The organism is Streptomyces sp. NPDC001902 (assembly GCF_042891295.1).
Lineage (GTDB): Bacteria > Actinomycetota > Actinomycetes > Streptomycetales > Streptomycetaceae > Actinacidiphila.
Genome location: NZ_JBIATA010000029.1, coordinates 58,689 through 72,167, shown reverse-complemented (window position 1 = coordinate 72,167; position 13,479 = coordinate 58,689). Strand labels below are relative to the sequence as shown.

Annotated in this window: 13 protein-coding genes; 8 read left to right on the top strand and 5 right to left on the bottom strand. The window is 71.7% G+C overall.

Annotated features, from left to right (window positions below):
• Nucleotides 1–83: 83 nt before the first annotated feature.
• Nucleotides 84–1,361 carry an MFS transporter gene (locus ACFYYN_RS35185; protein WP_500548938.1) on the bottom strand — a complete coding sequence of 426 codons (1,278 nt, stop codon included), beginning with the start codon at nt 1,359–1,361 and terminating at the stop codon, nt 84–86.
• Between the two features lie 198 nt (nt 1,362–1,559).
• Between ACFYYN_RS35185 and ACFYYN_RS35180 the strand changes: the two genes are divergently transcribed.
• The 3 genes from ACFYYN_RS35180 to ACFYYN_RS35170 all read left to right on the top strand — a co-directional run bounded on the left by ACFYYN_RS35180 (nt 1,560) and on the right by ACFYYN_RS35170 (nt 4,239).
• Nucleotides 1,560–2,426, top strand: a complete 867-nt coding sequence (locus ACFYYN_RS35180; protein ID WP_500548937.1) for a GNAT family N-acetyltransferase — start codon at nt 1,560–1,562, stop codon at nt 2,424–2,426.
• A gap of 90 nt (nt 2,427–2,516) precedes the next feature.
• Entirely contained in the window at nt 2,517–3,044 is a 528-nt protein-coding gene (locus tag ACFYYN_RS35175) for a GNAT family N-acetyltransferase (RefSeq protein WP_500548936.1), read from the top strand.
• 514 nt (nt 3,045–3,558) lie between these two features.
• Nucleotides 3,559–4,239 carry a DUF6518 family protein gene (locus ACFYYN_RS35170; RefSeq protein WP_500548935.1) on the top strand — a complete coding sequence of 227 codons (681 nt, stop codon included), beginning with the start codon at nt 3,559–3,561 and terminating at the stop codon, nt 4,237–4,239.
• A gap of 62 nt (nt 4,240–4,301) precedes the next feature.
• On the opposite strand, the gene ACFYYN_RS35165 is transcribed toward ACFYYN_RS35170, so the two are convergent.
• Nucleotides 4,302–4,511 carry a hypothetical protein gene (locus ACFYYN_RS35165; RefSeq protein WP_500548934.1) on the bottom strand — a complete coding sequence of 70 codons (210 nt, stop codon included), beginning with the start codon at nt 4,509–4,511 and terminating at the stop codon, nt 4,302–4,304.
• Nucleotides 4,512–4,710: 199 nt separating this feature from the next.
• Entirely contained in the window at nt 4,711–6,126 is a 1,416-nt protein-coding gene (locus ACFYYN_RS35160) for a glycoside hydrolase family 16 protein (RefSeq protein ID WP_500548933.1), read from the bottom strand.
• A 581-nt stretch (nt 6,127–6,707) separates the two neighbouring features.
• Between ACFYYN_RS35160 and ACFYYN_RS35155 the strand changes: the two genes are divergently transcribed.
• The 3 genes from ACFYYN_RS35155 (at nt 6,708) to ACFYYN_RS35145 (ending at nt 9,718) form a co-directional block, all read left to right on the top strand.
• Nucleotides 6,708–6,863: a DUF6131 family protein gene (locus tag ACFYYN_RS35155; protein ID WP_499509195.1), complete on the top strand. Its 156-nt coding sequence runs from the start codon at nt 6,708–6,710 to the stop codon at nt 6,861–6,863.
• Nucleotides 6,864–7,025: 162 nt separating this feature from the next.
• Nucleotides 7,026–8,231 (top strand): cytochrome P450, encoded by a 1,206-nt coding sequence (locus tag ACFYYN_RS35150; RefSeq protein ID WP_500548932.1) that lies wholly within the window; start codon nt 7,026–7,028, stop codon nt 8,229–8,231.
• 380 nt (nt 8,232–8,611) lie between these two features.
• Entirely contained in the window at nt 8,612–9,718 is a 1,107-nt protein-coding gene (locus ACFYYN_RS35145; RefSeq protein WP_500540047.1) for a type III polyketide synthase, read from the top strand.
• A gap of 170 nt (nt 9,719–9,888) precedes the next feature.
• Here the strand turns inward: ACFYYN_RS35145 and ACFYYN_RS35140 are convergent, their stop codons facing one another.
• Nucleotides 9,889–10,797, bottom strand: coding sequence for an alpha/beta fold hydrolase (locus ACFYYN_RS35140; RefSeq protein WP_500548931.1), 909 nt, complete (start codon nt 10,795–10,797; stop codon nt 9,889–9,891).
• A gap of 225 nt (nt 10,798–11,022) precedes the next feature.
• Between ACFYYN_RS35140 and ACFYYN_RS35135 the strand changes: the two genes are divergently transcribed.
• Both ACFYYN_RS35135 and ACFYYN_RS35130 read left to right on the top strand, forming a co-directional pair.
• Entirely contained in the window at nt 11,023–11,595 is a 573-nt protein-coding gene (locus ACFYYN_RS35135; RefSeq protein ID WP_500548930.1) for an Rv1733c family protein, read from the top strand.
• Between the two features lie 98 nt (nt 11,596–11,693).
• Nucleotides 11,694–12,581 carry a universal stress protein gene (locus tag ACFYYN_RS35130; protein ID WP_500548929.1) on the top strand — a complete coding sequence of 296 codons (888 nt, stop codon included), beginning with the start codon at nt 11,694–11,696 and terminating at the stop codon, nt 12,579–12,581.
• Nucleotides 12,582–12,812: 231 nt separating this feature from the next.
• Here the strand turns inward: ACFYYN_RS35130 and ACFYYN_RS35125 are convergent, their stop codons facing one another.
• Nucleotides 12,813–13,475: a helix-turn-helix domain-containing protein gene (locus ACFYYN_RS35125; RefSeq protein WP_500328857.1), complete on the bottom strand. Its 663-nt coding sequence runs from the start codon at nt 13,473–13,475 to the stop codon at nt 12,813–12,815.
• Nucleotides 13,476–13,479: the final 4 nt, after the last annotated feature.

Genomic DNA, 13,479 nt, shown 5'->3' with positions numbered 1-13,479 from the left:
GGTCGGTCGCCGTGGAGCCGTCCACCCTAGCCATGACGGTGACGGCTCGTCGCAGGGGCGTTCATCGGTGGACGGGCCCGCCGTCAGGCGCTGCCGGGTCGCACATCACCGATGGGTACGTCCAGCACGCGCAGTCCGCGGGCGACTTGAGTACCCACGGCCACAAGGGCGACCACTGCCGTCAGGAGCAGCATTGCGGTGGTCGGGCCGAACGCGGATGACAGGATTCCCGCGGAGAGGGGGCCCAGCCATCGCAGTGAGGAGGCGCCGAAGTCGATCGCGCTGCTGACCCGGCCCATGAGTTCGTCCGGGATCATCCGGGTCTCGTACGTGGCGAAGATGACGTTGATCGGCGACACCAGGAACAGCAGCACGGCCACCAGCACACCTATCAGCCACGGCAGGGGGACGACCCCGATCGCCGCGAAGACCACCACGGTGACCCACGAGAGCAGGACCACGATGGCACGGCCGTGGAAGCGCCTGGTGACACGGCCTGCGAAGACGGCTCCGGCGAGACCTCCGACAGCACCGGTCGAATTCACCCAGCCCACAAGCATCGGGCCGCCACCGTGACCACGGACCAGCACGATCACCAGGAGGAACATGCCGGCCACCGCTGCGTTGAACGTGGCGGTGTAGATCGTCAGGAACCGCAGATAGGCATCACGGCGAACGTATGCGAGTCCCGTGCGGATGCTCGCCACGACGGACTCCCTCCGCGCTTCCCTGACGTCCGGCCCCAGCGGCTGACGGATCAACAGCACACCCAGGGCACTCACGAGGAAGGAGACGGCGTCCCCGAGGAACGGCACCCAACGCGCAAGGGAAAACAGGAAGCCCCCGGTAGGAGGCGCAGCCAGTCTGACCGCCATGTCGCGACCCTGCATCTGCGAGAAGGCCGTCGGAAGCTGCTCCGGCGGCACAATTCGCCGAAGGGCCGGACGAGACGCACCGGAGGTCAATCCCCCGACAAAGCCCTGGAACAGCCCGATCGCAGCGACATACGCGACATTGACATGGTCGAAGGCCACAGCCCAGCAGACGGAGCCGACCGCGACAGCTTGCAGCAGGGAACCTGCCAGGAGAAGCATGCGCCGTGAACGGCGGTCGGCGAGCGAGCCGCCGACCAGCATCGTCGTGAGGGCGCCGATGCTCACGGTCGAGCCGACGATACCCGCGCTCGCCGCGGATCCGGTCGCTGTGAGGATCAGAAGCGGATACGCAAAGGCCGACAGAGCGGTACCGAATCCCGACACCGTCTCACCGACCCACCACCCCACGTAGTCCCGGTTGCGCCACAGCGCGTTCGACGGGGGTGCGGATTCCTGCTGGCCCAGGGCATGGTGACGGGCCGTCATGCGCAGAGCTTAGAGGAGCCCCTCATGCCGTTACGGAGGCTTTGCGGTCGCCCCACGACACGCTGGAGCCGCCGGCGGGTAGGGCCGGCGGCCCGGGCCCTCCCTTGAGCGGCCCGCCGGTGATTGCCTCCGGCGCCTCCACGCCGGCCGGCCGGAAACCAGGTGCGAGCTGCCCGCGCGGTGGTGTGGGATCGGGGCATGGCGATCGTGTCGGGCACGCCGGGAGTCGACGGGTTGGGCGAGGCCGTGGGCGTGCTGCGGGAGTGGCAGGACGACGGGGCGCCGATGCAGCTGCATCCGGGGGATCTGGGCTGGTACTGGCGGTTCGGTGCGGAGGCGACGGCCGCGGCGGTCCGGACCTGGGGCCGGGACGGAAGGATCCTCGCCGTCGGGCTGCTGGACGGGCCCGAGCTGTTGCGGCTGACCATCGCCCCGGACGCGCAGCGGGACGAGGAGTTGGCGCGGCAACTGGTCGAGGACGTGACCGAGCCGGAGCGCGGCGTACTGGCGGAGGGGAAGGCGTACGTCGAGGCACCCAAGGGTGCGCTGGTCCACGATCTGCTGTCCGAGCACGGCTGGAAGCCCGACGTGCCGTGGACGCCGCTGCGCCGCGACCTCACGGAACCGGTGGAGGACCCAGGCGTGCGGGTCGAAGTGGTCCGGCCGGAGCAGGCGCAGGTGCGGGCCGCCGTACAGCGGGCGTCGTTCGACAGGTCGTCGTTCACGGAGGAGCGCTGGCACGCCATGGCCGCCGGACTGCCGTACGCCGAGGCCCGGTGTCTGGTCGCGTACGACGACCGGGGTCGTGCGGTGGCGGCGGCGACGGTGTGGTCGGCCGGTCCGGGCAAGCCCGGGCTGCTCGAGCCGATGGGCGTGGACCGGGAACACCGCGGCCACGGCCACGGCCAGGCGATCACCCTCGCCGCGGCCGCCGCACTCCAGGGGCTGGGCTCGTCGAGCGCGATCGTCTGCACCCCGAGCTCCAACGTCGCGGCCGTCGCCACCTACACGTCAGCCGGCTTCCGGCGACTCCCCGAGGTCCGGGACCGGCGCCGCGACGCCTAGATGATCAATTCCGAGGGGATCCCCGAAGGGCAGGTCCCGCCGCCCGACTCGATGCTGCCCGCGAACTTTCGCGGCGCTAATCTGGCCGCCATGTCGAACCCCGTGCGTCTGCGCCCCATCGTCGAGCGCGACCTGGACCTGCTGGAACGTCTCTTCGAGGACCCGGACGAGGCGGCGGAGTCGGCCTTCTTCGGTCACCGCAACCCGGGGGCCCTCCGTCGGCAGTGGTCGGAGAAGGGCTTCCTCTCCCAGGAGGGCGGCCGGCTCGCCGTGGTCGGGAAGGACGACTGCTTCGTGGGTGAGGTGCAGTGGCACCAGGTCATGCTCGGCCCGGCCTCACCGTGCTGGAACATCGGCATCGCGCTGCTGGCGGCGGAGCGCGGCAAGGGATACGGCAAGCATGCCCAGCGTCAGCTGGCTGAGTACCTCTTCTCGCACACCAAGGTCAACCGGGTCGAGGCGAGTACCGACGTCGCCAACGTCGCGGAGCAGCGGGCCTTGGAGTCGGCCGGTTTCACGCGCGAGGGTGTGCAGCGCGGGGCCTGTTTCCGTGCCGGAAAGTGGCGCGACATGGTCGTGTACTCGGTCCTGCGATCCGAGGTCGTGCTTGCGGATTGAGCGGCCGCCCTGGTGGTGGCGTTCGCCTGGCTGCCGGCAGGCCGGCCGGCCTGCCCGCAGCGGCAGCCGGCGCCACCGTGCTCACGCCTTGAGGAGGTCGAGGATGGCCCGGGCGGTCGTGATGGCATCGTCCGCCTGAATCCACGAGTACTCGTCGGAGACGATGAACACAGGCCGACCGTCCGCCTGGCAGTCGACGTCAACCGCTTCGAGGCTCCCTTCGATACGGAGCCGGAAGCGGTCCCGCCCTCAACTACGCGTTCGGCGACGAGTTCCGGCACCTGTGCGTGAACGAGGCGGAGAGCGTCGTCCAGGATACGGTCGGCCTCACCCGGTCCGAGGTCTGGGTTCACGGTCAGGATCTTGCCATCCTGTGCGCTCCGTGTGTTGTCCGCGCATCGGCACATCCCGCTTTCTTCCGGCGGCAGTCGGGACGCCGTCGATCCGCAGGCTCCAGGCGGTCACATCCCGGTGGCCCATCTCGTCTACCTGCGACCTCGCTTGACGCAACTCGATGGGAAGTGCCGCTTTGTCCGTACTTGGGTCCCCGGCGCCGACGACCGTCCGCCGCTCAACCGGCCTCCGTGCGTGGCCGGTGGCCGCGCTCGCTTCGTCGGTCGGTCTGATCGGGGGAGCGTTGACGTCCTTCGGTCAGGGTGTCGCACCGGGCGGCTGGCACGCGTTGGTCAACTCGGGCTCCTCATGGGTCATGGCCGCCTTCCTCATGGGTCTGTGTGCCCGTGGCCACTGGCCGAGGGCGTCCATGGCGGGGCTGTTGTCGCAGGCGGGCCTGGTACTGGGGTACTCCGTCGCCTCAGAGCTGCGCGGCTTCCCCGTCGAGGCGCGATTCGTGGCGATCTGGCTGGTCACCGGCGCGATCGCCGGTCCGGTCTTCGGGGCGGCCGGTGCGCTGCTGCGCGATGGCCGCCGGCGCATCCGGACGGCGGCAGCGGGCGTCACCGGATCGGTGTGGCTCATCGAGGGCGCCTACTTCCTCTCGCTCGCGACGGACGACAACTCCAGCAGCGGGGCGGGAACGACGGCCGGTTGGTGCTACCTGTGCGTGGGTGTCCTGCTCCCCGTCGCGCTCGCCCGTTCGGTGCGGGACAGGGCGTACGCCGTGCTCGCCCTGCTCGTGAGTGCCGGAGCCGCCGGTGGGGCCCTGGCCCTCGTTTCCGCGGCGTTCCTGGCCTGAGGCCCGCGGTCCGCGGCCTGCAGCCCGCTCGGAAGGCGCGGACGCGCGGCTGGGGCCGCGGGTCAGGAACGCCTCTTCATCCACGAGATGTCCTCGCCGCTGTGTCCCAGGGACCCCGCTTTCCAGGCGTGCATGTCGCGGCGGGCGTCCCGTACGTCCCGCGACATGGCTGCGCCGTCGCGATAGGAATGCTCGCCGTGCCGGCGGGATTTCCAGTCGACCCAGGAAGCGAGCGCCACGACCAGGACGAGGGGCACCAGGAACATCCACATGGGAACAGCATGTCGGCACTCCGCGGCGCCGGACAGGTGCCGTGCGCCACCACCCGGCGAAGCTTGGTTGCCGTGGCCGGGGCTTGACACGGCTGTCGGCACGCCCTGCCGCCCTGTGTGTGCCGTGGCGCAGGGTGCCGCCCGCGGTGTCCCCGGCCGGGCCGGAGCCGGCCTGGGACGCCGCGGGCGGCGTGGGGGGTCAGGTGGTGCTGAAGGTGAACCAGTTGACGTTCACGAAGTCGGCCGGCTGGCCGCTGCTGAACGTCAGGTACACGTCGTGCTTGCCGGTGATGCCCGAGATGTTCGCGGGGATCGTCGTCCAGCTCTGCCAGCCGCCGGTGTTGGCGACGGAGAAGCTGCCGATCGGGGCGTTGCTCCGGCTGTCCAGCCGGACCTCGACCAGGCCGCTGACGCCGCCCGCGGCCCCGGAGGCGACCCGGGCCTTGAACTGCCGGGCCGTGGTCGTCCCGAAGTCGACGCCCGGGTAGAGCGCCCAGTCGCCGTTCGCGAGCGAGGCGAGGTTCTGGCCGCCGCCGCTGTCCGTCGTCGTCTCGACGGTCGTGCCGGACTGCTGCGTGTACGACTCGGCCTGGAGGGTGCCGTAGGCGCTGCCCGTGCCCCCGGTCGGCGGGGGAGAGGTCGGGGGCTGCGTGCCACCGCCGCCGGAGCTGTAGACCGCGACGTAGTCGACCAGCATGGGTACGCCCGAGACCGTGGAGGCCGTCGGCGTCTTGTACCCCGCCACCGGGTCGGGGAAGGCCCCGCCCATCGCGACGTTCAGCAGGATGAAGTGGCCGTGGCCCGTGGCCGCGTTCCAGGTGGACGCGTCCATCTGGCTCGCGTTCACCGAGTGGAACTGGACCCCGTCGACGTACCAGCGCAGCTGCTGGGGGCTGACGCTGCGGTCCCACTCGAAGGCGAAGGTGTGGAAGTTGCCCTGGCAGGCGCTGCCGGGGCAGGCGCGGGTGGTGCCGAGGCCGCTGGTCTCGTTGCAGGGGCCGCCCGGGTTGGTGCCGCAGTGCAGCGTGCCCCAGACCTGGTTGACGCCGTTCACGTTCTCCATCAGGTCGAACTCGCCGATGGACGGCCAGTTCCAGTAGTTGCCCCGGTAGGGCGCGCCCAGCGTCCAGAAGGCCGGCCAGTAGCCGGCCGCGGCCGCGCCGGTGACGTTCGGCATCTGGATGCGGGACTCGATGCGGAGCTTGCCGCCCGACGGGGGCTCGAAGTCGCTGCGGCGGGTCTCGACGCGCCCGGAGGTCCAGTTCCCCGCGGAGTCCCGGATCGGGGTGATGCGCAGGTTGCCCGAGCCGTCCTGGCGGAGGTTGGCGGTGTTGGAGGTGTAGGTCTGCACCTCGCCGGTGCCCCAGTTGGCGGCGCCGCCGGGGTAGCTGGTGCCGGTGTCGATGATCCAGTTGTCGCCGGACGGGAGGGTGTTGGCGGCCCCGCTGAAGTCGTCGCTCCAGACGGTGGTCCAGCCGGACGGTGCCGGCGGGACGGCGGCCCTGGCCGAGCCGAGCAGGCCCAGGCAGAGCGCGGTCACGGTGGCTGCAGCGGCCACCACCAGGGTGAGCGGTCCGGTGGCGTGGCGCCTGCCGGTGGTCGTACGCGCGGTCACGGGTGATGCCTCCTCGGGATCGGTGCCGGGGAAGGGTGCGGTTCCGGGTGGAGAGCGGCTGAGAGCGCTCTCATATGGCGGGAACACCTTCCCGCCAGGGTGAACCGCGGTCAATACATGGAACAAAAGAAGTCGCGCGCGGTTTCCTGCCTTCACTGCTTGGAGTCAGTGGCGTCGGCCGCGGGCGGCCCGGCTTGTGCCGCGGGCGGGAAACGACAGCCGGGGAGCGGGTGTTGGGAGCCGTCAGTGGCGTGGTCACGTGGTCCTGGCGACCACGTTCGCGCTGCTGAGAGCGCTCTCACCGTGAGGGCGATGGTCCCGGTGGACATCACTCCGGCCGAATCCGGCGGTCATGAAACGCGAAGACCTGGGTAGCCGATCCCTGTAGGAATGGGGGTGAACGCGATGCCGGCAGGTTCACGTCGGAGGCGTGGACGGCAGGCGACGCCGACGGCCGGTCCCGGCTGAGCGAGGCCCGGCGTGACCGCGCACCGTGCGGTCACCGCCCCGGGGCTCGCACCCCCGGTGCCACCGGCCCGGCACAGGGCAACGGCGACCAGGGCCGCGCAAGGGAGTACAACATGATCATCCTCGGTATCATCCTGCTCATCATCGGATTCCTCGCCGGAATCTCCATCCTGTGGACCCTGGGAGCCATCCTCGTGGTCATCGGCCTCGTGCTCTGGGTCCTGGGTGCCATGGGACACGCCGTCGCGGGGCGCCGCCACTACTACTGACGGCCGGTGAGCCCGAGCACGTGCCGCGCCCTGTGTCCCCGAGGGCGCGGCACCCTCATGGGCACGGGTCGCCCGGATGGGCTGCCTGCAGTGGTCACCTGCGCGCGCGGGGGATTGGTTGTGATATGTCCCCCCGACGCCCAGGTGCACTGGAGTATTCGCATGGAATCCGGTTCCTCCGCGCACAACTGCCCCTTCGACTTCGCCGAAGCCCTCGAGTTCGATCCGCAGCTGAAGCACTTCATGGAGAACGAGCAGATCTCCCGCATCAAGCTGCCGCACGGCGAGGGTGAGGCCTGGCTCGTCACGCGGTACGAGGACGTGCGGACGGTGACGACCGACCGGCGTTTCAGCCGCGCCGCCGTCGTCGGCAAGGACTTCCCCCGCATGACGCCGGAGCCGATCGTCCAGGACGAGGCCATCAACGTGATGGACCCGCCGGACAGCAGCCGGCTGCGCTCGCTGGTCTCCAAGGGCTTCACGCCCCGGAACGTCGAGCACATGCGCCCCAGCATCGAGCGGGTCGTCACCGAACTGCTCGACGGCATGGAGGAGAGCGGCTCCCCGGCCGACCTCGTGGAGCACCTCGCGGCGCCGCTCCCGCTGGCCGCCATCTGCGAGGTGCTCGACATCCCCGACGAGGACAGCTGGGAGCTGCGGGGCCACGCCCGCACCATGATGGACTTCAGCCCCGACAACCGGGACAACGCCGTCCACTCCAAGGCCTACCTGCGGGAGTACTTCACCAAGCTCACCGCCGAACGGCGCGCCCGCCCGGGCGACGACCTGGTCAGCGTGCTGGCCACCGCCCGTGACGGGGACGAGATCCTCAACGACAAGGAACTCGCCGTCATGGCCATGGTCCTGCTCATCACGGGCCAGGACACCACGTCGAACGAGATCGGCAACATCGCCTACACCCTGCTCACCCGCCCGCGCGAGCTGGCCATGCTGCGCGAGCAGCCGGACCGCATCCCGCAGGCCATCGAGGAGATGCTGCGGTACATCCCGTTCCGCAAGGGCGTCGGCATCCCGCGGATCGCCGTGGAGGACGTGGAGATGGGCGGCGTGCTGATCCGGGCCGGCGACGTCGTCCACGTCTCGTACCTGACCGCGAACCGCGACCCGGAGAAGTTCGACCGCCCCGACGAGCTGGACCTGGACCGCGCCGGTACGCCCCACATGACCTTCGGCTGGGGCGGTCACCACTGCCTCGGCGCGCCGCTGGCGACCATGGAGCTCCAGGTGGCCTTCAGGGAGCTGTTGCGCCGCTTCCCGGACCTGAGGCTGGCCAAGCCCGCCGACGAGGTCCGCTGGAGCGCCACGTCGATCTGGCGCTACCCGGTGGCCCTGCACGTCGCCTGGTGACCTGTGTCCGCTCCGGCCCCGCTCCGGCCTCCGTCCCGGCCCCGCACCCGCACGGGTGCGGGGCCGGTTCCGTCGCGTTCTCCCTCGTGACGGCGGGTGCGGGCCGCTCCGACATGCGAAATCCGCCCAAGTGACGTACGTTTTCCTGGTGGACGCAAATCTGAACAGGCCATGAATCCACTTCGACAGCAGCCGGTCCCCTTTTGTGAACCGTCTTTTGCCGGGACCTCGTGAACGTCAGGCCTTCTGTGGGCGCGCACATGAAATGCGCTCGTACCCCCTACCGCATTTTCGTGACAGGTACGGGCCTGCTCCGGAAATCCCGGAGCAGCGCGCCACATGGACCATAGCCCGCCGAGGGGCAGGAAATGGAGCCACGCATGGCTGTTCTGTGCAAGCCGGTGATCTCGGTTCCCGACAACGTTATCACCTGCGAACAAACGCTTGAGCTGGCACGACGGCTGCACAAGGACCACCCGCAACTCGGCCTGACCCTCAGGCTCATTGAGAACACGGGCGTTCAGAAGCGGCACCTGATCCAGCCGATCGAAGAGGTGCTCAAACATCCGGGTTTCGACGTACGCAGCCAGATCTACGAGGCGGAGTCGAAGGCGCGGGTACCGGCCGTCATACGACAGGCGTTGGACCAGGCCGAGTTGGAGCCCGACGAGATCGACATCATCGTGTACGTCTCGTGCACGGGCTTCATGATGCCGTCGCTGACGGCGTGGCTCATCAACAAGATGGGATTCCGCCACGACACCCGCCAGCTGCCCATCGCGCAGCTCGGATGTGCGGCAGGAGGCGCGGCCATCAACCGCGCCCACGACTTCTGCACGGCGTACCCGGAGGCCAACGCCCTCATCGTGGCATGCGAGTTCTGCTCGCTGTGCTACCAGCCCACGGACCTCAGCGTCGGAACGCTGCTGTCCAACGGGCTGTTCGGCGACGGCATCGCCGCCGCCGTGGTCCGGGGCAGCGGCGGCACCGGGATGCGGCTGGAGCGCAACGCCTCCTACCTCATCCCGGACACCGAGGAGTGGATCTCCTACGCGGTGCGCCAGACGGGCTTCCACTTCCAGCTCGACAAGCGCGTACCCGGCACCATGGAGCCCCTGGCACCGGTGCTGCGCCAGGTCGCGGAGGACCACGCGTGGAACGCCGCCAAGCTGGACTACTACATCATCCACGCCGGCGGTCCCCGCATCCTGGACGACCTCTGCCGCTTCCTCGGGGTCCCGCCGGAGTCGTTCCGCTTCAGCCGGGCCACGCTGACCGAGTACGGCAACATCGCGAGCGCCGTCGTGCTCGACGCCCTGTACCGGATGTTCGAGGAGGGCTCCGCCCTCGACGGGCACCGCGGACTGCTGGCGGGCTTCGGCCCGGGCATCACCGCGGAGATGGTCCTGGGGACCTGGGTCACCAACGGGCTCGACGCCACGATGACGCCCCAGCACTCCTACGGGGAGTACGACGTCATCACGTGAGGCCGCGGCCCCGGTGACGGCCCGGGCCGGCGGTGGCCGGGACGCCATGGCGTCCCTCCATCCGCCGGCCCGGTCCCACCGGCCGGGTGAGGCCCGTTCAGCCTTGCGACGCGACGGCCGCGCGGCCGTCGCGTCGCGCCCGTTTCACCGGTTCCGTCACGCGGGGGCTGTCACGCGGGGACCGCCCGCTCGCGGGCGGTCACGAAGCCGACCACGGCCTCCGCGAAGCGGCCGGGCTCCTCGATGTGGCCGAAGTGCCCGCTGTTCTCCAGGACCAGCAGCTCCGATTGGGGGATCAGCTCGTGCAGTTCACCGGCCCAGCGCATCCCGCAGACCACGTCGTACCGGCCCACCACGACCAGCGCCGGCACGGTGAGCGCCCCCAACCGCCCGCGGTCGTCGACGGCATCGGGGACCAGGTCCTCGCCCAGCCCCGAGATGTGCGTGCCCGACACCGCGGCGCTCAGGGGCGCGAACTCCTCCTCCCGGCCCCAGTAGTCCGCGAAGTAGGCGGGCAGCAGCCCCTTGAGGACCGCCGTCATACCCGCGTCGTCGGAGATGGCGGACACCTTCTGGAAGGCTTCCAGGACCTCCGGCAGACCGGGGTGACCGGCGTGCCGGGCGGCGAACTCCTCGACCATGCGCATCGCCTCGGCGCCGTGCTCGGGGCCGGTGACCGGCGCGCTGTCGTACAGGACGATCCCGGCGACACGCGCGGGCCGGTGCAGCGCGTGGTACTGGACGACGAAGCCGCCGTGCGAATGCCCCAGGAGGTGCACGCGAGGGGCGCCCAGGTGGTCGACGAGCGCGTCCAGGAACCGGCTGTAGCGCTCACGGGTGTAGCCGTGCGGGTGCGAGGGGAGACGGCCCGAGCCGCCGGTGCCGACCGGCTCCGGGTAGACGACCGTCAGGTGCCGTTCGACCTCGGGCATGCGCAGGTACTCCCAGAACACGCCCGGCCCGCCGGAGTGCGCGATGCACACAGGTCCGGTGCCGTGGACGTGGTAACGCTGGGCCACCCCGTCCACCTCGAAGGTGTGGGTGCCGGGGGACAGGGGGTCGGTCAGGGGGGTGGGCATCGGTGCTCCGTATCCGGGAGGTGTCGAGGACACCGACAGGACGCGGGGCGGCACGGGAAGTTCGATCGCCGGCGAGTGACGGTCGTCACAGCCGGGCGGCGGGCCGGCCGCGTGTGCGCGCGGGGGCCGGTCGGCCCCGTCCTGCGGCGGAAATGATCCGTGTGGCCCCTGCTGCGGCAGTGCCGGCGCGTGCGACGGTCGTCGGACAGGGAAGGGAGCACGGCCATGAGCGGCAGGGCGGTGTTCTGGCGCTGGCGCCGCAATCCGCTGCGGCGACGGTCGGATGTCCTGGAGGCCTGGACGGGCGTGGCGGCGGCCCTGCTGATCGCCGTCGGGGCCCCGGCGGCCGGGGCGGCCACGGCGGCCGCGGTGGAGCAGTCCGAACTGCGGCGGAGCCAGGGCACCCACCTGGCGACGGCCGTCCTCACCGAGGACGCCGCGAAGGCCGTGGAGAACCCGTACACCGGCTCCATCGGAAAGGTCCTCACCACCGTCCGGTGGACCGCATCCGACGGCTCCGCCCGAACCGGTCAGGCCCGCGTCGAACCGGGCAGCCCCGCGGGTTCCACCACGTCCGTCTGGCTGGACGCGGACGGCCGGCTGCAGCAGAACCGGCTCACCCCTGCGCAGGCCGAGGCCCAGGGCGTCGTCTTCGGCTCGGTCGCCGCCGCGGGCGCCTGCGCGCTGGTCCTCGCCGGGCGCTGGGTCGTCCGCCTGCGGATCGACCGCCGGCGCGCCGCGGCCTGGGGCCGCGAGTGGGAGGAAAGCGGCCCCTCATGGGGCCACCGCAGGGCCTGATCCCCGACGGCCCCTTGACCGGCGCACGGGGCCCGGACGTCGGCCGGCGCCGGGGGAAGCCGGGGACGGACGACGGGCAGGACGGACGAGGAGGCGCGGTGAGCGGTCTGGTGGTCGTAGGAGCGGACGGCTCGGCCTCGAGCCTTGCCGCGGTGGAGACGGCGGCCCGGGAGGCCGCATGGCGCGGCGCCGGACTGAGGGTGGTGCACGCCTTCCTGTGGCCGGCCATGCACGTGCCGCTGGGACCCCCGGCCCTGGGCCCGTCCGAGGGCGGCCTGCGGAACGCCGCGCAGCGGGTGGTGGCGGAGGCCGTGGAACGCGCCGGGCGCACGGCACCGGACGTGGACGTCACCCACGCCGTGGTGACCGGGGAACCCCTCACCGTGCTGGAGGCCCAGTCGCGCGCCGCGGAACTGGTCGTCGTGGGGTCCCGCGGCATGGGAGGCTTCGTCGGTCTGATGCTGGGTTCGACGGCGGTGCACCTCGCCGCGCACGGCCAGTGCCCGGTCCTGGTGGTCCGGGAGCAGCCGGCCGCCGGCGGTCCGGTCCTGCTGGGCGTCGACGGTTCCCCGGCCGGCGCGGACGCCGTCGGCTTCGCCTTCGCCGAGGCCGCGTTGCGGGGCGCCGAACTCCTCGCCCTGCACGCGTGGACCCCGTGGCACACGCCCGTACCGCCGCCCCAGGACCCCGCGATGCCCTACGCGAGCGAGCCGGGCGAACTCGCCCGCACCGAGGAACGCCTGGTGGCCGAGACGATCGCGGGACGGCGGGAGCGCCACCCCGGGGTCGCGGTCCGCACGAAAACGGTGCGTGGCGCGACCCGCGAGACCCTCATCGAGGAGAGCCGGACCGCGCAGCTGCTCGTCGTCGGCGCACGCGGACGCGGCGGTTTCTCCGGGCTCGTGCTCGGCTCCGTCAGCCAGGCGGTCCTGCACCACGCGCACTGCCCGGTCGCCGTGGTGCGCGGCTCCGCCGCCGGACGGTGAGGGCGGTGCGCGGGCGCTGCATGTCGCGGCGCCCGGGGTGCCATTGCCGGGGCGTCCGGGTCCGGCAGGTCGTGGCGGTGGCCCGCGCAGGGCCGGCCGTACGTGCACCCCGCAGGGCGGCCTGGCCGTCCGCACCGGGCGCGCTGCCCTGCGCCCGGCCGTGCAGCCTTGAACGTGCGTTCCGCGGGCGGCGGCCGGGGGTGCCGGGGCGGTCGGCGGTGAGGAACCTCCTCAGCCGACCAGGATGCGGCGTCCGGTCACGCTGGCCGGGACGACGCGGATCCACAGGTCGCGGTCGCCGCCCGCCCAGGGGCCGGCGTACTCGCGCTCCGCCAGCCGCCGCACGGTCCCCGGATCGGTGACGGCGGAGGCGACACCTCGGACGAGCACGCTCCAGCCCTGGCTGAGGGCCTCGTCGACCTGGTCGACCTCGAAGGCGCACCTGGTGTCCGCGGCCGCCGCGGGGGTGGCCCCGGGATGGGTGCGGAAGGCGATCACGCCCTCGGTGACCGTGTAGTTGACCGGCAGGATCGCCAGCCCGTCGGGCGTGTCCAGCCCGATCCTGCCGACCCCGTGCGTGGACAGCAACGCCCAGCACTCCCCGGGGCCGAGTTCCACCAGTGACGCCCGGCCCGCCGCGCGGCCCCGGCCGGGCGGCAGCTCCGCCTCGCCGCCGCTCAGCGCCGACACGCTCGTCCCCAGCGCCGTGGCCAGCCCGTGCAGGGTGGAGCTGCCCGGCGCCGCGGTCGGTTCCTGCTCCACGTACCGCAGATAGCCCGGGGCGATGCCGGCGCGTTCCGCCGTCTCCTCCAGGGACAGGCCCAGTTCCTCCCGGCGGCTCGCGATCCGGCGCCCGATGTCCCCGGCCGCGGCGGCCGCGTGCTGCTGCGTCATGACC